The sequence below is a fragment of the Candidatus Pantoea formicae genome, from assembly GCF_011752625.1.
Taxonomy (GTDB): Bacteria; Pseudomonadota; Gammaproteobacteria; order Enterobacterales; family Enterobacteriaceae; genus Pantoea; species Pantoea formicae.
The window spans coordinates 436,259-458,496 of the sequence record NZ_VWXD01000003.1 but is presented as its reverse complement, the minus strand read 5'-3'; the positions used below and the strand labels follow the sequence as shown (position 1 = coordinate 458,496).

General features: G+C 52.3%; 19 protein-coding genes. 12 read left to right on the top strand and 7 right to left on the bottom strand.

Annotated elements, in window-relative coordinates:
* Window positions 1-185: 185 nt before the first annotated feature.
* From cysB to acnA, 4 genes are all read left to right on the top strand, one after another.
* A complete protein-coding gene (cysB, locus tag F3J38_RS10825; protein WP_167138224.1) occupies window positions 186-1,160 on the top strand; it encodes an HTH-type transcriptional regulator CysB in 975 nt (324 codons plus the stop codon).
* A gap of 493 nt (window positions 1,161-1,653) precedes the next feature.
* The gene (locus F3J38_RS10820; protein ID WP_084934151.1) at window positions 1,654-1,812 is read left to right on the top strand and encodes a YmiA family putative membrane protein; all 159 of its coding nucleotides are present in this window, start codon (window positions 1,654-1,656) and stop codon (window positions 1,810-1,812) included.
* Between the two features lie 3 nt (window positions 1,813-1,815).
* Window positions 1,816-1,995 (top strand): YciX family protein, encoded by a 180-nt coding sequence (locus F3J38_RS10815; RefSeq protein WP_167138221.1) that lies wholly within the window; start codon window positions 1,816-1,818, stop codon window positions 1,993-1,995.
* A 436-nt stretch (window positions 1,996-2,431) separates the two neighbouring features.
* Window positions 2,432-5,113 (top strand): aconitate hydratase AcnA, encoded by a 2,682-nt coding sequence (gene acnA, locus F3J38_RS10810; RefSeq protein WP_167138219.1) that lies wholly within the window; start codon window positions 2,432-2,434, stop codon window positions 5,111-5,113.
* A gap of 40 nt (window positions 5,114-5,153) precedes the next feature.
* Here the strand turns inward: acnA and ribA are convergent, their stop codons facing one another.
* Complete coding sequence (gene ribA, locus F3J38_RS10805; RefSeq protein WP_034821474.1) at window positions 5,154-5,747, bottom strand: GTP cyclohydrolase II; 594 nt, start codon at window positions 5,745-5,747, stop codon at window positions 5,154-5,156.
* A 229-nt stretch (window positions 5,748-5,976) separates the two neighbouring features.
* Between ribA and pgpB the strand changes: the two genes are divergently transcribed.
* The 5 genes from pgpB (at window position 5,977) to yciH (ending at window position 9,580) form a co-directional block, all read left to right on the top strand.
* A complete protein-coding gene (gene pgpB / locus F3J38_RS10800; RefSeq protein WP_167138217.1) occupies window positions 5,977-6,741 on the top strand; it encodes a phosphatidylglycerophosphatase B in 765 nt (254 codons plus the stop codon).
* A gap of 127 nt (window positions 6,742-6,868) precedes the next feature.
* On the top strand, window positions 6,869-7,174 hold the full coding sequence (locus tag F3J38_RS10795) for a LapA family protein (RefSeq protein ID WP_167138215.1): 306 nt from the start codon (window positions 6,869-6,871) through the stop codon (window positions 7,172-7,174).
* A 6-nt stretch (window positions 7,175-7,180) separates the two neighbouring features.
* Window positions 7,181-8,350 (top strand): lipopolysaccharide assembly protein LapB, encoded by a 1,170-nt coding sequence (gene lapB, locus F3J38_RS10790; RefSeq protein WP_167138213.1) that lies wholly within the window; start codon window positions 7,181-7,183, stop codon window positions 8,348-8,350.
* Between the two features lie 199 nt (window positions 8,351-8,549).
* Window positions 8,550-9,257, top strand: coding sequence for an orotidine-5'-phosphate decarboxylase (gene pyrF / locus F3J38_RS10785; RefSeq protein ID WP_167138211.1), 708 nt, complete (start codon window positions 8,550-8,552; stop codon window positions 9,255-9,257).
* Window positions 9,257-9,580, top strand: coding sequence for a stress response translation initiation inhibitor YciH (yciH, locus tag F3J38_RS10780; RefSeq protein WP_167138209.1), 324 nt, complete (start codon window positions 9,257-9,259; stop codon window positions 9,578-9,580). Before pyrF ends, yciH begins: the two co-directional genes overlap by 1 nt.
* A gap of 72 nt (window positions 9,581-9,652) precedes the next feature.
* Here the strand turns inward: yciH and osmB are convergent, their stop codons facing one another.
* Window positions 9,653-9,868, bottom strand: a complete 216-nt coding sequence (gene osmB / locus F3J38_RS10775; RefSeq protein WP_084934159.1) for an osmotically-inducible lipoprotein OsmB — start codon at window positions 9,866-9,868, stop codon at window positions 9,653-9,655.
* Window positions 9,869-10,171: 303 nt separating this feature from the next.
* Here osmB and araD point away from each other — a divergent pair, with 303 nt between their 5' ends.
* The 3 genes from araD to F3J38_RS10760 all read left to right on the top strand — a co-directional run bounded on the left by araD (window position 10,172) and on the right by F3J38_RS10760 (window position 13,091).
* Window positions 10,172-10,870 carry an L-ribulose-5-phosphate 4-epimerase gene (araD, locus tag F3J38_RS10770; protein ID WP_167138207.1) on the top strand — a complete coding sequence of 233 codons (699 nt, stop codon included), beginning with the start codon at window positions 10,172-10,174 and terminating at the stop codon, window positions 10,868-10,870.
* Window positions 10,871-11,100: 230 nt separating this feature from the next.
* The gene (kdgT, locus tag F3J38_RS10765) at window positions 11,101-12,084 is read left to right on the top strand and encodes a 2-keto-3-deoxygluconate transporter (RefSeq protein ID WP_167138205.1); all 984 of its coding nucleotides are present in this window, start codon (window positions 11,101-11,103) and stop codon (window positions 12,082-12,084) included.
* A gap of 140 nt (window positions 12,085-12,224) precedes the next feature.
* Window positions 12,225-13,091 carry a crotonase/enoyl-CoA hydratase family protein gene (locus F3J38_RS10760; protein ID WP_167138203.1) on the top strand — a complete coding sequence of 289 codons (867 nt, stop codon included), beginning with the start codon at window positions 12,225-12,227 and terminating at the stop codon, window positions 13,089-13,091.
* A 12-nt stretch (window positions 13,092-13,103) separates the two neighbouring features.
* Here the strand turns inward: F3J38_RS10760 and pdeR are convergent, their stop codons facing one another.
* The 5 genes from pdeR to F3J38_RS10735 all read right to left on the bottom strand — a co-directional run bounded on the left by pdeR (window position 13,104) and on the right by F3J38_RS10735 (window position 22,155).
* Window positions 13,104-15,089, bottom strand: coding sequence for a cyclic di-GMP phosphodiesterase (gene pdeR, locus F3J38_RS10755; RefSeq protein WP_167138201.1), 1,986 nt, complete (start codon window positions 15,087-15,089; stop codon window positions 13,104-13,106).
* A 155-nt stretch (window positions 15,090-15,244) separates the two neighbouring features.
* On the bottom strand, window positions 15,245-15,541 hold the full coding sequence (locus tag F3J38_RS10750) for a YbdD/YjiX family protein (protein WP_167138199.1): 297 nt from the start codon (window positions 15,539-15,541) through the stop codon (window positions 15,245-15,247).
* Entirely contained in the window at window positions 15,534-17,600 is a 2,067-nt protein-coding gene (locus F3J38_RS10745) for a carbon starvation CstA family protein (RefSeq protein ID WP_167138197.1), read from the bottom strand. Before F3J38_RS10745 ends, F3J38_RS10750 begins: the two co-directional genes overlap by 8 nt.
* Window positions 17,601-17,784: 184 nt before the next feature.
* The gene (locus F3J38_RS10740) at window positions 17,785-19,719 is read right to left on the bottom strand and encodes an exoribonuclease II (RefSeq protein ID WP_167138195.1); all 1,935 of its coding nucleotides are present in this window, start codon (window positions 19,717-19,719) and stop codon (window positions 17,785-17,787) included.
* Between the two features lie 126 nt (window positions 19,720-19,845).
* On the bottom strand, window positions 19,846-22,155 hold the full coding sequence (locus F3J38_RS10735; protein WP_167138194.1) for an FdhF/YdeP family oxidoreductase: 2,310 nt from the start codon (window positions 22,153-22,155) through the stop codon (window positions 19,846-19,848).
* Between the last annotated feature and the right edge of the window lie 83 nt (window positions 22,156-22,238).

Here is a 22,238-nt window from a genome sequence, read left to right as displayed (position 1 = left end):
TCAAGGCCAGCATCTGCTGGCCTTTTCCTTATCCTTATAGCTAATCGTTCTACATTGATCCTTTAACTGATATAGTAGTTATAGATTTTTCGTTTCGCTGACACACTTTCCCTATCCAAATCTTAATCAAGGCGGAAACACGTCTGCTGGGAATGTTCCTCTGTCGCTACCGGGAAGATATAACTATGAAATTGCAGCAGTTGCGTTACATCGTCGAAGTGGTCAATCACAATTTAAACGTCTCTTCGACTGCCGAAGGCCTCTATACCTCACAGCCGGGTATCAGTAAGCAGGTTCGCATGCTGGAGGATGAACTCGGCGTGCAGATCTTTGCCCGTAGCGGGAAACATCTCACGCAAGTGACACCCGCTGGTGAAGAGATTATCCGTATCGCCCGCGAAGTGTTGTCTAAAGTGGACGCTATTAAAGCGGTGGCGGGTGAGCACACCTGGCCTGATAAAGGGTCACTGTATGTCGCGACGACACACACGCAGGCGCGCTACGCGCTACCTGGGGTGATTAAAGGCTTCATCGAGCGCTACCCACGCGTTTCACTGCATATGCATCAAGGATCACCGACACAAATTGCTGAAGCAGTTTCGAAAGGAAATGCCGACTTTGCCATTGCCACCGAAGCACTGCATCTCTATGACGATCTCATCATGCTGCCTTGCTATCACTGGAACCGTGCCATTGTCGTGACGCCAGATCATCCTCTAGCGGGTAAATCGAATGTGACGATTGAAGAGTTAGCTGACTTCCCACTTGTCACCTACACCTTTGGCTTTACAGGCCGTTCTGAACTGGACACCGCGTTTAATCGGGCAGGATTAACACCTCGCATCGTCTTCACTGCAACGGATGCTGACGTCATTAAGACCTATGTCCGCTTAGGGCTTGGGGTGGGGGTGATTGCCAGCATGGCCGTGGACCCGGTTTCAGACCCTGATTTAGTACGCATTGAAGCATCAGAGATCTTTACCAATAGTACGACCAAAATTGGCTTTAGACGCAGCACCTTCCTGAGAAGCTATATGTATGATTTTATTCAACGTTTTGCACCTCACCTGACGCGTGATGTGGTGGATACCGCGGTCGCATTACGTTCGAATGAAGACATCGAAGCGATGTTCCGCGATATCAAACTGCCCTTCAAATAATTCCATAAGTCATTATTTTGCCAAGGTGTCCAGTGGGCACCTTGCAGATCTCCCCCCACTTAGCGCCACAAGTATCTTAAAAAATTTCATTATTTTTTTGTAAATGAAACATGGGTCACATGTTTTTCCATTGTTAGTTCTTAAATGCGAATCAGTACACAATTTTTACGTTGCCGCTTTGCGGACCGCCAGGATTATTCCCATACTCCAGTTAAGAGTTGATGAAGAAGGGCTTTTTCACTGGCCTGGAGAATTAAAATCAAATTTAGATTGGACCTAATTTTGTTTTAACCCAAATTTACAATGTAACTATTTAATTAATAGTTTGATTGGTTATTAAATTTATCTCATCAGTTTTTTGGGTTTTGATAAATAGCGTTAATCGTTGTGCTCAATAAAAATAACTGGATTTTCGGCCTTAACAAGTTTAGGATTCGTCCTAAATCTTAATCGTTGTCAACAATCGTTTTATTGAGAGTGATTATCAAAAACTATGAATACAAGACTAACTGTGCAACAAGATTTCCGTACAAAAAGTACCAAGGTTGAGCGCTCAGGTAACGTGCGTCGCAAGGCTTGGTTGACTGTCTTCGCTGCTTCAGCACTGTTCTGGGTAGTGGTGGCTTTAATGATTTGGCGTATGTGGGGTTAAGCCATGTGGGCAAATACACTCAGTCGTAAGTCTACTGTTTCTGCGCGTCAGCCGAACACGCCAGCGTGCAAAGCAAAAGAAGTGAAGAGCGCTGAACAACCTGTGGCGATTCCATCGTCTTGGGAACTGAGTGAAAACCAGCGCAACTTTATCGAATCTTTCATGGATCCGAAGTCTAAATAACGCAGTCTGCGTTCTGCTTTAATATCGTTATTAGTCCCTCATTTTACCGGATTATCCGGTGGGCATTTTAAAAGCCCGTCCTTTAACACTCAGCATTAAAAAAACGGTGTCATCAGTACAAAGCTGAAGACGGTGGACTTTTTTTGCCCGGAATCCGGGAGGGAGTGACTTAATGAACACGACAACTATTTCATGGTTTAGCATTTATGCCTTTTCATTTGCATTTTGGGCAGCGGCCGTGTGGGCAATGATGTAATCCAATAACTCAAATTGTACCAGACCTTATTAATGCCCTGACAAACGTCAGGGCATTTTTCTTTGTGCGTATATGTGTCATTTCGTGTTGTTATCAAGTCGTTAACGGCAATGTGGTCTATCTTTAAGCTAAACCTTGTGGTTATTGAGGTTTAATGAGAGGCCCATAAAAGGAGGAGCTATGTCGTTAACGTTACGCGAGCAGAGTCAGGATACGCTGGACGTTCGGGCAAAAAAATATCATTACTACAGCCTGCCTAAAGCCGCCCAGCAACTGGGCAATATTGACCGCTTACCCAAATCAATGAAGGTGCTGCTGGAAAATCTGTTGCGCTGGCAGGATGGTGATTCCGTTACCGCCGAAGATATTCAGGCGCTGGTTGCCTGGCAGAAAGATGCCCATGCTGACAGGGAAATCGCTTACCGCCCCGCACGCGTCCTGATGCAAGATTTCACCGGCGTGCCTGCCGTCGTGGATATGGCCGCCATGCGCGAAGCCGTTAAACGCTTGGGGGGGGATGTAGCCAAAGTGAACCCGTTATCACCGGTTGACCTGGTTATTGACCACTCCGTTACCGTGGACCATTTTGGTGATGATGACGCGTTCGAAGATAACGTGCGTTTAGAGATGGAACGTAACCACGAACGTTATGTCTTCCTACGCTGGGGACAGAAAGCATTTAACCGGTTCCGCGTAGTACCGCCTGGTACGGGGATCTGTCATCAGGTCAATCTGGAATATCTGGGTAAGTCAGTCTGGCATGAGACGCTGGATGGTAAAGAAGTGGCTTATCCCGATACGCTGGTGGGTACCGATTCACATACCACCATGATCAATGCCTTGGGCGTACTGGGCTGGGGAGTAGGGGGGATTGAAGCCGAAGCCGCAATGCTGGGGCAACCTGTTTCAATGTTGATTCCCGATGTGGTCGGTTTTAAATTGACCGGCAAACTCCGCCCAGGCATCACCGCCACCGATTTAGTGCTAACCGTGACGCAAATGCTGCGTAAACATGGGGTAGTGGGTAAGTTCGTCGAATTCTACGGAGATGGACTCGCCGATCTCCCCTTGGCTGACCGCGCGACTATCGCCAACATGGCACCAGAATATGGTGCAACCTGCGGTTTCTTCCCTATCGATGAAGTGACGTTAAGTTACATGACGCTGACTGGGCGTGACGCCGAGCAGGTTGAATTAGTGGAAGCCTATGCGAAACAGCAAGGCATGTGGCGCAATCATGGCGATGAGCCGATATTTACCAGTTCGCTGGCATTAGACATGGCCGATGTCGAATCGAGCCTTGCGGGCCCGAAACGTCCGCAGGATCGTGTTTCTCTGGGGGATGTCCCTGCCGCTTTTGACGCCAGTAATGAACTTGAAGTGAATCATGCGCAGAAAAATCACCGCACGGTTAGCTATCGCGACAGTGAAACAGGTGACACTTATCAGCTGGATGATGGCGCCGTGGTTATCTCGGCCATCACGTCCTGCACCAACACGTCCAATCCCAGCGTCCTCATGGCCGCCGGTTTGTTAGCTAAAAACGCGGTAGAGCGCGGCTTAATGCGCAAACCTTGGGTAAAAGCGTCATTGGCTCCGGGGTCTAAGGTGGTGTCTGACTATCTTGCCGTTGCACAATTGACACCCTACCTCGATGAGCTGGGTTTCAATCTGGTGGGGTATGGCTGTACGACCTGTATCGGTAACTCGGGTCCGCTGCCGGATGAAATTGAAAGTGCGATTAAAGAGGGCGATTTGACGGTAGGTGCCGTGTTATCAGGCAACCGAAATTTTGAAGGGCGCATTCATCCGCTGGTGAAAACTAACTGGTTAGCATCACCGCCTCTGGTGGTGGCGTATGCGCTGGCCGGCAATATGAAGTTGAACCTGCAAAGCGATCCGATCGGCCAGGATAAGCAAGGCAAGGATGTTTACCTGAAAGACATCTGGCCATCGCCTGAAGAGATCGCTGCTGCGGTGCAGAAGGTGACCAGCGACATGTTCCACAAAGAGTATGCTGAAGTCTTTGATGGCACACCGGAGTGGCAGCAGATAAAAGTGAGCGAAGCCGCAACCTATGATTGGGATGAAGGCTCGACCTACATCCGTCTGTCCCCGTTCTTTGACGACATGGGCAAAACACCTGAACCGGTACAGGATATTAAGGGTGCGCGTATCCTGGCGATGCTGGGTGATTCTGTCACCACCGACCATATCTCCCCTGCGGGTAGCATCAAAGCGGACAGCCCTGCTGGGCGTTATCTGTTGGCGCATGGTGTGGAACGCACTGATTTCAACTCCTATGGCTCTCGTCGTGGCAACCACGAAGTGATGATGCGAGGAACCTTCGCGAACATTCGTATCCGCAACGAAATGGTGCCAGGCGTTGAAGGGGGCTATACCAAACACTTCCCAAGCAATGAGCAGTTGGCCATCTACGATGCGGCGATGAAATACCTGGAAGAGGGGGTACCGCTGGCAGTGATTGCGGGGAAAGAGTATGGCTCAGGCTCAAGCCGTGACTGGGCAGCGAAAGGGCCGCGCTTACAGGGTGTCAGGGTGGTGATTTCCGAATCATTTGAGCGCATTCACCGTTCCAATCTCATTGGTATGGGGATTCTACCGCTGGAGTTTCCTACTGGCGTAACGCGTAAAACGTTGCAGTTAACCGGTGAAGAATTTATCGACGTGGCTGATCTTTCATTGTTGAAGCCAGGTTGCACGGTTAACGTCACGCTGACACGTCCCGACGGCACTAAAGAACGGTTAGAGACTCGCTGTCGTATCGATACCGGCAACGAACTGACCTACTACCAGAATGATGGCATCTTACACTATGTGATTCGTAACATGCTGAACTAAAAAGAAAGCCGGGACATTTCCCGGCTTTTAACTTTCTGCTTTACGCTTTAGGCAGCAGGTGACCCATTTTTTCCGCTTTGGTATCGAGATAATGCGCGTTTTTTGGGTTGCGGCCAACCACGAGCGGAACGCGTTCAACGATATTAATCCCGGCTTCAGACAGAATCTCAACTTTGCGCGGGTTGTTGGTGAGTAAGCGGACTTCATTCACGCCCAGTAATTTGAACATGTCTGCACACAGTGTGAAGTCACGTTCATCCGCGGCAAAGCCCAACTGATGGTTGGCTTCTACGGTGTCATAACCTTTATCCTGCAGGGCGTAGGCACGGATTTTGTTCAGCAAACCAATGTTACGACCTTCCTGACGGTGATAAAGCAATACACCGCGCCCTTCCTCAGCTATAGCCGTCAACGCGGCTTCTAACTGGAAACCGCAATCGCAGCGCAGGCTGAACAGCGCGTCGCCAGTGAGGCATTCGGAGTGAACGCGCGCCAGCACGGGATTGTGATCGCTAACATCACCGTATACCAGCGCAACATGATCCTGGCCGGTTGCCAGTTCTTCAAAACCAACCATCAGGAAATCTCCCCATGGCGTGGGCAGTTTGGCTTCTGCTACCCGTTTAAGCTGCATGTGACTCTCCAGAACCTTCAGAGGATGCGTTATCATCATGATAACGCACGGGCCCGATTGGCCCGAAAAACTGACAATATTGTGCCACAACCTGAACCCGGGCCGCTAATCAGTCAGAGTGATTGTAGTGATAAAGCACAATTATCTAAGCTGCAATAAGTAGGTTATTCTTTTTTCAGCTAAAGTTATGCAAACCAAGCTTTGTTAAAGCGGATCTAAAAGGAACAGGATGGTCAAAATTGCTCAACGCACGACCCTCGGAATGCTGCTGCTACTCATCATGCCGTTGGGTGTATGGATATCCGGTTGGCAATGGCAACCCGATCAGAGCGGCGCGTTCTTACGTGTCCTGTTTTGGATGACCGAAACCGTGACCCGCCCATGGGGCACGCTGACCAGTATTATTCTCAGCGCGTGGGTTCTATGGTGCCTGCGCTTTCGGTTTAAACCCGCCTTACTGCTGATTATTTTTATGAACGGTGCCATTCTTGCCGGGCAATACACCAAATCATTTATCAAAGAACAGGTGCAGGAACCGCGCCCCTATGTGGTGTGGTTGGAGAAGCGTCACGGCATCAGTGAAACCCAGTTTTATCAACTCAATCGTCAAGGCCGTAGCGAAATGGTCTCGACCCTGCTGGCGAACGACACGCAGCTACCAACATGGCTGAAACGACATTGGGCTTTTGAAACGGGGTTTGCATTTCCCTCTGGGCACACATTATTTGCCGCCAGTTGGGCACTGTTGGTGATCGGCCTGCTGTGGCCGCGCCGCCGTATTATCACCGTATTGGTCCTGTTTGCCTGGGCCACCATGGTGATGGGGAGCCGACTGCTCCTGGGGATGCATTGGCCGCGCGATCTGGTGGCGGCCACACTGATATCATGGGCATTGGTGACCTGCGCAACCTGGCTGGCTCAACGCTTTTGTGGCCCGCTAACGGTGCCACGCGATGAGCAACAAGAGATTGCACAGCGTGATGATGCATTGTAATTCCGGCTTATGCCCCCATATGATTGAATGCCCTTACAGAAAATGCGCTAAGTGATGCGCTGATAGGCAGCATCGGCGGCACTTTTTTGGCATACTTCTAACGGATAACCTCTCGACAGGACGCATTGTGAAATATTTGCTGATTTTTCTCGTGGTTTTGGTCATTTTTATCATCTCCGTTACGCTCGGAGCGCATAACGACCAAGTCGTCACCTTTAATTATCTGCTGGCGCAGGGAGAATTCCGTATCTCAACCTTGCTGGCTAGCCTGTTTGGTGCTGGATTCCTGCTTGGATGGGCAATTTGCGGTCTCTTCTGGTTACGCATCCGTGTTTCACTGGCCCATGCGCAGCGTAAGCTTAAACGTATGCAGGCGCAGAATGAGCAATCCACGGCCGTGACAAATTCTTCTTCTGCTGGTCGTCGGGATTAAGTTTCGATGCTTGAATTGCTGTTTTTGCTTCTTCCTGTGGCTGCGGCGTATGGCTGGTACATGGGCCGCCGCAGTGCTCATCAGGATAAGCAACAGGAAGCTAATCGCCTGTCACGTGAATACGTTGCTGGCGTAAACTTCTTGCTCTCTAATCAACAGGACAAAGCGGTTGATCTCTTCCTCGATATGCTGAAAGAGGATAGCGGCACAGTCGAGGCTCACCTGACGCTTGGTAACCTGTTTCGCTCTCGAGGTGAAGTGGACCGCGCCATCCGTATTCACCAATCGTTGATGGAGAGCGCATCACTCAGTTATGAACAGCGCTTGTTGGCCATCCAGCAATTGGGCCGCGACTATATGGCCGCGGGCCTTTACGATCGCGCCGAAGACATGTTCAGCCAGCTCATTGACGAAACCGACTTTCGTATCGGCGCACTGCAACAGCTATTGTTAATCCACCAAGCCACTAGCGACTGGCAGAAAGCCATTGAAGTGGCGGAAAGGTTGGTGAAACTCGGTAAAGATAAACAGAAAGGTGAAATTGCCCATTTTTACTGTGAACTCGCCCTACAGGCGATGAGCAGTGACGATCTCGACCGTGCCATGAACTTGCTGAAAAAAGGTGAGTCAGCTGACCATCAGAGTGCGCGCGTATCGATTATGATGGGGCGCATCTTTATGGAGCAGGGTGAATATGTCAAAGCGGTTGATCAGCTCGAACGCGTGCTGGGCCGTGATAAAGAACTGGTGAGTGAAACCTTGCCGATGTTGGAAACTTGCTATCAGCGGCTGAACAAACCAGAAGACTGGGCGCATTTTCTGCAGCGCTGTGTTGAAGAGAACACCGGTGCGGCAGCAGAGCTGTATGCGGCTGACATTCTGGAGCAGCAGCAGGGACCTGAAGCGGCGCAGCTCTATATCAATCGTCAGCTACAGCGTCATCCCACCATGCGCGTCTTCCACCGTTTGATGGACTTCCACCTGCATGAAGCCGAAGATGGCCGTGCGAAAGAGAGTTTGATGGTATTACGAGATATGGTCGGTGAGCAGATCCGCACCAAGCCTCGTTACCGTTGCCAGAAATGCGGTTTTACTGCGCATGCCCTGTACTGGCATTGCCCTTCATGCCGAGCCTGGTCTTCTGTTAAACCTATTCGTGGACTCGACGGCCAGTAATGGCCGCTTTAATTTTTAACTTGCTTGATAGTTACAACATGCTTTTGGGCTTGTTCTTAAATACCCCCTCAACGATTGTGCAGCCTTCAGTCAATCAACGTCTAATCGTTGCAGTGTGATTGTCCTGCCAGGAATGCGCGGGTAGAATGCTTGCCGTTTGTCCATCGCGCCTGCGGGTGCCTGCCTCTGAGGAAACGTTATGCCTGTTACCACTTCACCTATTTTGGTGGCACTCGACTATCATGATCTCGACAGCGCGCTGCAGTTTGTTGACCGTATTGACCCTAGCCAGTGCCGCCTGAAAGTGGGTAAAGAGATGTTCACACTTTTTGGCCCCTCCTTGGTGAAAACCCTGCAAGCACGAGGCTTTGACGTCTTCCTGGACCTGAAGTTTCATGACATCCCGAATACCACCGCACATGCGGTTGCGGCAGCAGCCGATCTCGGCGTGTGGATGGTGAATGTGCATGCCAGCGGTGGGGCTCGCATGATGAATGCAGCACGTGAAGCCTTAGTGCCGTTCGGCAAAGATGCGCCATTATTGATTGCTGTCACCGTGCTAACCAGCATGGATGAAGACGATCTTAAAGGACTGGGTATTACACTTTCTCCGGCACAGCAGGCGGAGCGTCTGGCGCGTTTGACGCGAGATTGTGGTCTGCATGGCGTGGTATGTTCTGCACAGGAAGCGGCTCACCTCAAACAGGTCATCGGTCAAGACTTCGCTTTGGTGACGCCGGGTATTCGTCCTGCGGGCAGTGATGCTGGCGACCAGCGCCGCATCATGACGCCGCAGCAAGCAAAACAAGCCGGTGTGGACTATATGGTAATTGGCCGTCCTATCACCCAATCCGCCGATCCGGCAGCAACATTGAGCACGATCCTGCAAAGCTTACAGGAGGCCTAATGGCTCAGGATAATCGACTGGTTTACTCCACTGATAGTGGCCGTATCACGCACGAAGAGGAAAAAGCGCCACGTCCGAAAGGCGATGGTATCGTGCGTATCCAGCGGCAGACCAGCGGGCGTAAAGGCAAGGGCGTCTGTCTGATTACGGGCATTGATCTGGATGATGAAGCGCTGAACAAACTGGCCGCAGAACTGAAAAAAAAATGTGGCTGTGGCGGTTCTTTGAAGGATGGCGTCATCGAAATCCAGGGCGACAAACGTGATTTGCTGAAAACGCTACTCGAAGCAAAGGGCATGAAGGTCAAGCTGGCGGGTGGTTAAATAAGAACGGGCCGCACACTGTGCGGCCCGTGATAAGTAGATGCGCTGCGTAGCCTGAATCAATATTGTTATTTAGTGGACCTGATGGCCGATAATACCGCCTACGGCTGCACCACCCACGGTTCCCAAAGCACTACCGTTGGTCAGGACAGACCCACCGATAGCACCGGCACCCGCACCAATTGCGGTGTTACGGTCTCGTTTTGACCAGTTCGAGCAGCCGCTCAACGCGATAACCAGAGTGGTCGCCAGTACAGCCACGGTCAGACGTTTCATTGTTATTGTCATTACTTTCTCCTTGATTGTATGCACAGAGGCAACCGTATAAGTATAGATGTTGCGCAATGAAGTACGTCATTCTGTGGTATCAAACGGTCCTTATTCTTGCCTGCGCAAAAATGCCTTCTGGCCTGCATCCGGCTTGAGACAAGCCTAAGCAGGGCGCACATTTCCAAAAAGAGAAAACTCCGAATTCACGCCACACTTTTGTTGCCTCAGCGACTTTCCGCCTCTTTTACAGCGATTCACTCCATAACGTTTTTTCTCAGCGATTAGCACAATTCTGGTATGACCGTTTGTAGGAGAAAAATCATGCTGGAGTCGCTAAAACAGCAGGTGCTGGAAGCTAATCTCGATTTACCTCGTTATAACCTCGTGACCTTTACGTGGGGCAACGTCAGCGCAGTGGATCGCGAGCGTGGCTTATTGGTGATTAAGCCATCGGGTGTGAAATACGAAAATATGAAACGCGACGATATGGTGGTGGTGGAACTGGAGACTGGGAAGGTGCTGGAGGGAAGTTTACGACCTTCTTCTGATACCGCAACACATCGCGCCCTTTATCTCGCTTGGCCTGAGATCGGCGGCATTGTTCATACCCATTCCCGACATGCCACCATCTGGGCACAGGCCGGACGCGACATTATCGCCCTCGGCACCACGCATGCGGATGACTTTTACGGCACGATTCCCTGCACACGTGCGATGAAGCGTGAGGAGATTCAGCAGGAGTATGAGTGGAATACGGGGCAAGTCATCATCGAGACCTTTGCCCAGCGGCGTATCCAGCCCACTGCGGTTCCAGCGGCTCTCATTCACTCCCATGGCCCCTTCTCCTGGGGAAAAGATGCGGAAGCTGCGGTTCACAGTGCAGTTGTATTGGAAGAAGTGGCTTATATGGCGCTGCATACTGAGCAACTGCGTGATGAACTTCCCCCGATATCGCAGAACTTGCTTGATCTACATTATCTGCGCAAGCATGGAAAGAATGCCTGGTACGGGCAAAACTAACACTTCTTGCTTGTCTTAGGCGCCTGTGGGCGCCTTATTTTTTTCTAGGTTAAAACTGGTATGGCGAGGCATATCATAAAAACAAAATGAAAAACCAATAAAAATAAAACAATGTTTCATTAATAGTGTTGCGATCACTTTTTCCCTTGCAGTCAGCGGTTATCTTGCTTGCCATGCCATCCGGCACATTGCAATGCACCTCCTTCTGACTCAGTTAAGGTGACACTCTTATGCATATCAAACGTGCAATCGATAAAATCCCCGGCGGTATGATGCTGATTCCGCTGTTTTTAGGGGCGCTTTGTCACACTTTTTCACCCGGCGCAGGTAAGTACTTCGGCTCTTTTACCAATGGACTAATGACCGGCACCGTCCCCATTTTAGCCGTGTGGTTCTTCTGTATGGGCGCTTCAATCAAGCTTAGCGCCACGGGAACGGTATTACGCAAGTCGGGCACGCTGGTGCTGACTAAGATTGCGGTCGCGTGGATTATCGCGACAATAGCTTCACGCGTAATGCCTGAAAATGGCGTGGAAGTCGGAATGTTCGCCGGATTATCGACGCTGGCTTTAGTGGCTGCGATGGATATGACGAATGGCGGTTTATATGCCTCCATCATGCAGCAATATGGCTCTAAGGAAGAGGCGGGGGCTTTTGTACTGATGTCCCTGGAGTCTGGCCCGCTGATGACCATGGTGATCCTTGGAACGGCGGGCATTGCCTCCTTCGAGCCGCATGTTTTTGTCGGGGCGGTATTGCCGTTTATTGTCGGTTTTGCGCTCGGCAACCTCGACCCTGAGTTACGAGAGTTTTTTGGCAAAGCGGTTCACACGCTGATTCCCTTCTTTGCCTTCGCGTTAGGTAACACTATCGACCTTGCGGTGATTGCACAGACTGGGCTGCTGGGGATGCTACTGGGCGTGGCGGTGATCATTATCACGGGCATTCCGCTGATCGTGGCCGACCGTCTGATTGGGGGCGGTGATGGTACCGCTGGGATTGCGGCGTCAAGCACCGCAGGTGCGGCGGTGGCGACTCCCGTATTGATTGCGGAGATGCTGCCGCAGTTTAAACCGGTCGCACCCGCCGCCACGGCATTGGTGGCAACATCGGTTATTGTGACTTCTGTATTGGTACCCATTATTACGGCGGTCTATTCACGACGCGTTAAGCGTTCTCATGTTGCCGTAGGTCAACGCGCCGCAATAAAGTAAGCTTACTAATCTTTCCCCGGCCCTCTGGTCGGGGATATCTCTGGATTTTACTTTATAAATCAATCTCTCATTTGGTCTGGCCTCACTCTGGATTACGCTGATGTTGCGTTTAACGCATCACATAACTAGAGGATGAAACTATGACAGTCATTAACCAACCAACTTGCAGATTGTTCACCGAAGTCGGACAAACCACTCAGCTTGCGGCCTACTATGAAGAGGGTCGACACACCATGTGGATGATGCTGCGTGCGCAACCGCGCCCGAGTTTCAACCACGAATTAATCGAGGAGATCATGAACCTGCGCTATGCCGCACAGCGCTCTGGCCTACCGATTGATTTTTGGGTCACGGGCTCGTTAGTGCCGCAGATGTTCAATGCTGGCGGTGACCTGCGCTTCTTTGTGGAGTGCATACGCAACAACCGTCGTGAAGCGCTGCGTGCTTATGCACGTGCTTGTGTGGACTGCATCCATTCGGCGGCGCGTGGCTTCGATACGGGCGCCGTGACACTGGCAATGATCGAGGGCAGTGCGTTGGGGGGCGGATTTGAAGCGGCGCTGGCGCACCATTTCATTCTGGCACAGAACAGCGCTCGTATGGGTTTCCCAGAGATCGCCTTTAACCTGTTCCCCGGTATGGGAGGATACTCCTTGGTGGCGCGCCGCTCGGGCATGAAGTTAGCTGAAGAGTTGATTTGCGAAGGGGAGTCGCACAGTGCTGAGTGGTATGAGACGCGTGGCTTGGTCGACAAAGTCTTCCAGCCGGGTGACGCTTATCGCACCACGCGCACCTTCATTGATACCTTGCGTCCAAAGTTGAATGGCGTACGTGCCATGCTGAAGGCGCGTCAGCGCGTACTACAGCTTTCACGAGCAGAGCTGATGGATATTACAGAGGATTGGGTGGATTACGCCTTTACACTGGAGCCTAAAGACATTGCATACATGGAACGACTGGTACAACTGCAGAACCGTCACAGCGCATCCCTGCGCAAAGCCGGATAATCGAGACCAGCGTTAAACGCGGGCAGGATGCTTAGCCAGCCAATGCCCGAGCTGTTCTGCGGGCATTGGTTTTGCATAATAATAACCCTGACGCCCATCGACACCGTTAGTCAGTACGAATTTTTCTTCGGCTTTAGTTTCAATACCTTCAGCAATCACCTTTAGCTCAAGGGCTTTAGCCACCGCAACAATGGCGCGCACCAGAGACTGCGCAACCGGTTGTTTATTGATATTACGCACAAAACTTTGATCCAGCTTAATGGCATCAATGGGCACACGAGCGAGTTGGGAAAGCGAAGAGTAACCCGTACCAAAATCGTCGAGATGTACCTGAGCGCCCAACTCCTGAAACTGCTTCATCAACGTCAATGCACCAGCTTCATTCTCAATGAGGCAGCTTTCGGTCAGTTCGATATCAATCGGGCATTCCGTTAAACCCGCTTCACTCAGCGCCTGCTTCAGGTCGCTGTAAATACTTTGGTCAATCAGTTGCTTCGCCGAAACATTGACCGCCACGCGCAGGTAGATACCTTCGCTGCGCCATTTGATGATTTGTTGCAGCACATTCAACATCACCCAACGTCCAAGCGGCACAATCAGCCCAGACTCTTCGGCGTAGGAGATAAAGTCACCTGGCGGGACCAGCCCGCGCTCAGGGGAGTTCCAGCGTACCAAAGCTTCGGCGCTGCGCACTTCGCCATCACCATCCAGTTTAGGTTGGTAGTAGACCACCAACTGTTCCAGTTCCAGTGCTTTACGCAGGTTGGTATCAAGCCAGAGATACTCGAAAACGCGCTGATTCATCTCATTGGCAAACACGCAGAATTTGCCGCGCCCATTCTCCTTGGCGTGATACATCGCGGTATCGGCATTGCGAATCAAGCTTTCTCGGTCTTCGCCATGCAACGGGGCGAGGGCGATACCGATAGAGCAACCGCTGTAAACTTCAATCAGGCCGATTCTGAACGGCTGACGCAAACGCTCCAGAATACGGGAAGCCATAGCTTCCAGCGCGGCTTGGCTGGTGTGCTCTGCCAGCACCACGAATTCGTCACCGCCTAAGCGAGCCAGCGTTTGGTCTTTACCCAAACAGCTCAGAATCGCCAACGACACGGCCTGTAACAGCTGGTCGCCGAACATATGGCCGTAGGCGTCATTGACCTTCTTAAAATTGTCTAAATCGAGGTAAACGACACCGGTTTGACTACCATTGGCCAGTTCCAGTGCCAGACTAATCTGCTGATGGATGGCGTTACGGTTGGGCAAACCGGTGACGGTATCGGTGTTGGCCAGGACTCGCAGACGTTCCTGAGCCCGTCGTTCCTCGGTAATATCCGTTCCTGAACAGATGAGGAAAATTTCATTTTTCCCACTCCCACTGTGAACAAACTTATTACGAAACAGAAACAGTCGCTGGCCTTTTCTGGTTTTGATCCAGCGCTCCACTTCGTACGAATTACCGTCACGAAAGAACCCGGCAATGTTACGACGTGAAGCTTGCGCTTCTTGCTTGGTCATAAACAACTGGAACACGTTACGCCCGATCACTTCCTGCTCTTTCAGGCCGGTATACTCTTCGCTTAACCGATTGAAACGCTGGATGTTGCCGCGTTGGTCCAGGATCACAATCACGGAATTGGCTTCAGACACAACCTGCTCGGCAAAGGACAAACCCAGCGTCAAATCTCGCGCCACCGAGGAGGTGTCACCCCATGCGGAAGAGGTGCCCGCCCAGGTGGACTGGTTGACTTTACGGCCGACGAAGTGCATCGGCACCGGCGATCCATGCATGGATAGCGTCAGGTTGATACTCGAGGTGATCACAGTCATCGCGCGTAGAAGACTGGCCTGCGCGGGGGTAAGGGGGACCGCCAGATTGGTATTGGCGTTCTCATCTTCGGCAAAATGCAGAGCATCGCTATCTGAAGTTAATCGCCAATGAGGGCTGGTTGTGCCAAACAAGGTGTATAGCAACGTTTGCCCTTGTTCATCGGTCATGGAAACTTCCTCCGGGGAAATGCTCAGCAGGCGGTATCTCATTATTTTAGCAACAGTATTCAACCTCCTGCGCTAGCACAAGATGCAAATCGAATATATTTTTGTTTTCACTAAAGAATGGCACGAAAAAGCCCCGAAAATCGGGGCTCAAAAGTCTAGCACGGACACTTGCCAAGCTTGCCTGCCTGGCTCGGAAAACGCGCTTCAAGGCAGTAGCGATGGAAGGCGCGTTCATCCATTGGCGGCTGCTCTGGATGATGTTCACGCATATGCTTCAGATAAGTTTGATAGTCGTGAACGCCAACCATTAAGCGAAAACTTTGCTGTAATCCCTGCCAGATACGTTGCCAGCGATTAAGAGTTTGCCCAGCCGCCTCGGTTGCGATCGGTAAGCAGTGCTTGATATGCCAGTCACCGATGGGTTTTCTCCAGCGTAAAATGGACTCAGACATTTCGCACCTCCTTACGCAGCGAAACCTCAGACTCATGCGTGGTCGGCAGGTCACTGCGCAGCGCGCGGCGGATCACAAAAAAGGCCGCGATCAGCATGGTGACGGCCACCAGCATAAAGAAGCCGCACAGGGCCGCATTTATTTGATTGCTAAACACGATAGTTTGCATATCCGCGACGGTTTTGGCCGGGGCAATGATCACACCCTCATCAATACCCTTACGGAACTTATTGGCTTGAGCAAGAAAACCAATCGACGGCTTTTCATGGAAAATCTTCTGCCAACCTGCGGTCATTGATGTCACGAACAGCCAGGCTGTCGGTAAAATCGTCACCCACGCGTAACGCTGTTTCTTCATTTTGAACAGCACGACTGTACCCAGAATCAGCGCCATTGAAGCCAGCATCTGGTTGCCGATACCAAACAGCGGCCAGAGGGTGTTGATGCCGCCCAGAGGATCGACCACGCCCTGATAGACAAAGAATCCCCAACCTGCCACAGCCACGGTAGTACCGGCCATGTTCCCTAACCAGGAACGGTTATTCGCCATAGACGGGACGACAGTACCTACGAGGTCTTGCACCATAAAACGACAGGCGCGCGTACCGGCATCGACCGCTGTCAGAATGAATAGCGCTTCAAACAGAATGGCGAAGTGATACCAGAAGGCCATCATCACGCGGCTGTTAAACACTTCGGTAATAATGTGTGCCATACCCACTGCAAAGGTCGGTGCGCCACCCGCACGTGACAGCACGGTGGTTTCACCCACATCACGCGCGATGCCGCTTAACATCTCGGGTGTGACGACAAAACCCCAGCCGTTAATCACCTGTGAGGCGCTCTCGACGGTGGTGCCGATTAACGCGGCGGGGGCGTTCATGGCGAAGTAGACACCCGGGTCCAGTACTGACGCACAAATCAGCGCCATAATGGCCACGAAGGATTCCATCAGCATGGCACCATAGCCAATAAAGCGAATGTGGCTTTCGCGCTCAACCAGTTTCGGTGTGGTTCCGCTGGAAACCAGCGCATGGAAACCGGAGATCGCGCCACAGGCGATGGTGATAAACAGGAACGGGAACAACGCGCCAGAGAATACCGGTCCGCTGCCGTCGATGAATTTGGTGACAGCGGGCATCTTCAGTTCTGGCATGGCGAACAGAATGCCCACCGCCAGACCAATAATGACGCCAATCTTCAGGAAAGTTGAGAGGTAGTCACGTGGGGCCAGCAGCAGCCATACCGGCAATGAAGAGGCGACAAAGCCGTAGATCACCAGCACCCACGTTAGTTCCGTACCCTTCAGCGTGAAAAGAGGGCCCCAGTAAGGATCGGCCGCGACATCCCCGCCATAAATAATCGCCGCCATCATCAGTACAAAACCGATAATCGAGACTTCAGCAATTTTTCCAGGGCGTAGGTAACGCATATACACGCCCATAAAAAGCGCGATTGGAATCGTGGCGGCGATGGTAAACAGGCCCCACGGGCTGTTGGCCAGCGCTTTTACCACGACCAGCGCCAGCGCAGACAGAATGATGATCATCACGCCAAGCGCACCCAGCATGGTGACGACCCCGGCAAAAGAGCCCAATTCCTGACGTGCCATTTCACCCAGTGAACGACCGTCGCGGCGAGTCGAGATAAACAGCACCAGAAAATCCTGCACGGCACCTGCCAGCATCACACCCACCAAAATCCAGATGGTGCCTGGCAGAAAACCCATTTGCGCGGCAAGGATGGGGCCCACCAGCGGGCCAGCACCAGCGATAGCCGCGAAGTGGTGACCAAACAGCACCCATTTGTTGGTAGGAACATAGTCGAGGCCGTCATTCAGGCGCTCTGCAGGGGTACGGCGACGATCATCCAGCTCGAAAATACGTTCAGCGATAAACAGGCTGTAAAAGCGATAGGCAATGCTGTAGCAGGCAACGGACGCAATCACCAACCAGACGGCGTTGACGTGTTCGCCGCGGCTTAGCGCCAGCATGGCAAACGCACCCGCGCCAATTAACGCCACCGCTAACCAGATTAAACCGGTTTTGACGTTGTTCATGAGTTAACTCCTTGTAGGGACCGGGAAAATAAGCGATCGGATACAACAAGTTAAAAGTAATGTAATGAATTGTTAACGACAGGTATTCGGATCAGAAATGTGAAGCAGAAGGCAAATTTAACATTTGCTAGAAGGGCGGGGAGAAAATGCGGGATAACAGAGGTTATCCCGCAGGTTTTCATGCTCAGGCAGCAGGGCGTGCCACGACGCTACGGGTTTCCATGCGCACTTCGGCAAGGGTCACGTCGATAATGTCAGTAACGCGGTAAACCACTTCACCTTTAATCTGCACCGTGCCGCTCTCTTGTGAGCACACCAGCTCATCACGCACCGCGTGAATAAACGGAGCAGGGATAAAGGCAACCGCGCCATTTTCCAACAGACGCACGCGCATACCACCGCGAGACACATCCATGATCTCCGCGCTGAACTTACGGTCGGTGCCTGCAAATGGCGCGAGGAAGCGCGCATACAACCAGTCGCCCACGTCACGCTCAGCCATGCGGTTCAGGCGACGGCGCTCACTCATGATGGTGGTGACGTCGTCATTTGGACGCGCGATGCTATCGCCACGCACAATCGCTTTCAGCAGACGATGGTTGATCATGTCGCCGAACTTACGAATAGGCGAAGTCCAGGTGGCGTACGCATCGAGGCCAAGACCAAAATGCGGGCCCGGCTCAGTGCCCACTTCCGCGAAACTCTGGAAGCGGCGGATGCGGCTGTCGAGGTACTGCGTCGGTTGCGCATCGAGCTCACGACGCAACTGACGGAAACCTTCCAGCGTGGTAATCGCCTGCGGGTCAACGGTGATACCGTGTCCGGCCAGCACACCAGCGGCTTGCTCAGCGTTGGCCAGGTCAAAACCGCTGTGCAGGTTGTAGATACCGAAGCCCAGCTTTTCCTGCAGCACTTTTGCCGCACAGATGTTAGCCAGAATCATCGATTCTTCAACGATACGGTTGGCGATACGACGCGGTTCAGCCACGATATCCAGCACTTCACCTTTTTCACCCAGTACGAAGCGGTAGTCAGGGCGATCTTTAAACACTAATGCATGGGTTTGGCGCCATTCGCTGCGTGCCAGACACAGGCGATGAAGCAGACGAATCTGCTCAGCGATCGCATCGTTTTCTGGCTGCCAACTGCCGCTGTTTTCCAACCAGTCTGACACTTCGTCATAGGCCAGCTTGGCTTTGGATTCAATCCAAGCTGCGAAGAAGTGAACTTCGCCCGTCACGCTGCCATCTGGCGTCAGTGTGACGCGGCAAGCCAGCGCCGGACGGCGCACATGAGGACGCAGAGAGCAGACATTATCGGACAGCTCACGCGGCAGCATCGGGATATTGAAGCCCGGCAGATAGTTGGTGAAGGCACGTTTCGACGCCAGCTTATCCAGCTCACTGCCTTCCGCGACGTAAGCGGTAGGATCAGCAATCGCAATCGTCAGTGACAAGTTGCCGTCGGCTTTTGCTTCGACATACAACGCATCATCCATGTCTTCCGTGCTGGCGCTGTCGATGGTCACAAAGTTGAGAGCGGTCAGATCTTCGCGCTGCAGATGTTCGTCCAGCATCTCGCCGAAGCCCACTTCTGGCGCTTCGCGTTCCAGATTATGACGTGACAGCGTGACCCACCACGGCGCGAGGTGATCGTCTGCGGTGACAATAAATTCGGTGAGTTCAGCATAGAAGCCACGATCGCCTTTCAGCGGATGGCGACGCATCTCTGCGACGGCCCAGTCGCCGTTCTGGAAATCATGCGACACATCACGCGCCGCACGGCACTGGATGGCATCTTTCAACAGAGGATGATCCGGCACAATCGACAGACGGTCGTCTTTTTTTTGTACCCGGCCAACAAAGCGGGTCAGGAAGGGCTCAATCAGGGTTTCCGGCTCGGCGCTCTCGCGATCTTTATCAGTGTGGATCACCGCTGAAATGCGGTCACCGTGCATCACTTTTTTCATCTGCGGAGGGGGAATGAAGTAGCTTTTTTGGGCATCGACTTCAAGGAAGCCAAAGCCTTTTTCCGTGCCTTTCACAACACCTTCGGCGCGCGGAGTTTGCGCGTGAAGCTTCTCTTTCAGCTGCGCGAGCAGCGGGTTATCCTGGAACATAATATATTTAGTTTCGTGGCCTAAGAGCGGTGGACAGTTTTACGCGAATCAGGGGCGCGCGGCAAGGCCAAAACAGGCGAAAAAGCCGCATTACGCGGCTTTTTACCTTCTGATAACGCTGATGGCTCAGGCGATACGCTGCGTAGGTGCAGCGGCCGTTAATGCCAGTTTCACCGGCACCGATTTCGAGGTGGGGGTTCCACTCCCGTCACCGTAACTGGAGAGCGGCACCAGCGGGTTGGTTTCCGGATAATAGGCCGCGAGATTACCGCGAGGAATATTATAGGGAACCAGTTTGAAGCCACTGACACGGCGCGTCCGTCCGTCATTCCACAGGGTTTCAATGTCCACCAGTTGACCTTCGCTAAAGCCGAGCGAGGCCATATCATCAGGATGGATAAACACCACCTCGCGCTGACCATAAACGCCGCGATAGCGGTCATCGAGGCCGTAAATCGTGGTGTTGTACTGGTCATGCGAACGCAGAGTTTGCAGCGTGAACGGCACTTCGACGTCGTTGCCCAACTGCGGGAAAAGTGAGGTCGGCAATGCCGCAGCACTGAATTCGGCCAGTTTGCTTGGGGTGTTGAAACGCCATTCAGCCGCCGCGCTACCGAGATAGAATCCGCCTGGGATATCGCATTTGTTGTTGAAATCGGCGAAACCGGGAATGGTGGCACCGATATGATCACGGATGATATTGTAATCGTCCGCCATACCCAGCCAGTCAATCTTGTCGCTACCGAGAGTAGCATGCGCGATACCCGCCACAATCGCGGTTTCAGAGCGTTGCGTATCTGCCAGCGGTACACCCACACCTTCTGATGCGTGTACCATGCTGAAGGAGTCTTCCACGGTGATGAACTGGTTGCCGCTCGCCTGGCGATCGCGCTCGGTACGACCCAAGGTTGGGAGAATCAATCCTTCGTGACCTGGCACCAAATGGCTGCGGTTCAGTTTGGTGCTGATGTGCACCGTTAAACCGCAGTGCTGCAAGGCTTCTTCAGTAACCGGTGAGTCTGGCGCAGCCGCTGCCAGATTACCCCCGAGGGCAATCAGCACTTTGACTTCATCACGCAGCATGGCACCCAGTGCTTCAACGGTGTTGTGGCCGTGTTCACGCGGCGGCTCGAAATCGAAATGCGCGCCCAGCGCATCAAGGAACGGCTTGTTGGGTTTCTCATCGATCCCCATGGTGCGGTTACCCTGCACGTTACTGTGGCCGCGTACTGGGCACAAACCGGCACCTTTTTTACCTAACTGGCCAAATAGCAGCTGCAGGTTGGTAATTTCGCGCACGGTATCCACGGAGTGCTTGTGTTGAGTGATACCCATTGCCCAGGTGATGATCACGCGTTCTGAGCTTTGATAGATCGCAGCAGCTTCACGGATTTGCGCTTCGCTCAAACCAGATTGACGCACGATGTCATCCCAACGGGTGTTATCGACGGCCTCAAGATAGCTTTCAATACCTTGCGTGTTGGCATCAATAAAAGCCTGATCGAAAATGCCTGGTTCACCCGCAGCCAAACGTTCACGCTGAACTTCCAGCAAGGTTTTCACCATGCCGCGCACGGCCGCCATATCACCGCCCAGATTGGGTTGGTAATAGGTAGAACTAATCGTGCCCGCCATTGAAGTGACCACTTCCAGCGGTTTTTGTGGATCGGCGAAACGTTCGAGGCCGCGCTCACGCAAGGTATTAAAGGTGACGATTTTCGCGCCGTGGTCGGCGGCATGGCGCAGGCTGTGCAGCATACGCGGATGGTTAGTGCCCGGGTTCTGGCCAAAAACAAATATCGCATCCGCATGATCGAAATCATCCAGACGAATGGTGCCTTTGCCGACGCCGATGCTGCGCTTAAGACCGGTACCGCTGGCTTCGTGACACATGTTGGAGCAATCAGGGAAGTTGTTGGTGCCCATCACGCGGCCGAACAGTTGATAGAGCCACGAGGCTTCATTGCTGGCGCGACCTGAGGTGTAAAGTTCCATCTGGTCTGGATGGTCCATCGCTTGCAGATGTTTGGCGATCAGGGCTAACGCATCGTCCCAGCTGATCGGCTCATAATGGTCGGTTTCGCTGTTGTAACGCATCGGATGCGTCAGGCGGCCCTGATACTCAAGGAAATAGTCGCTTTGCTGATACAGGGTACTCACGCTGTGTTGGGCGAAGAACGCCGGTTCAACGACACGACGCGTGGCTTCCCAGGTCACGGCTTTGGCGCCGTTCTCACAGAAGCTAAACGTACTTTTGTTGTCGTCACCCCATGCACAACCCGGGCAGTCAAAGCCGCGTGCTTTGTTCATGCGCATCAGGTTACGCATGTTTTTCAGTGCAGCTTTACTATCAAGGACAAAACGGGTGGTAGCTTCCAAAGAACCCCAGCCGCCAGCAGCGGCACGGTAGGGCTGAATTTTACGTTTAAATTTCATAGTCGTTGCAGGCTTATTGTTTATGAATTGTTATCAGAATATGACTTCTGTTGGGGGAAAGTGTGCGACTGACAGCAAAAGTT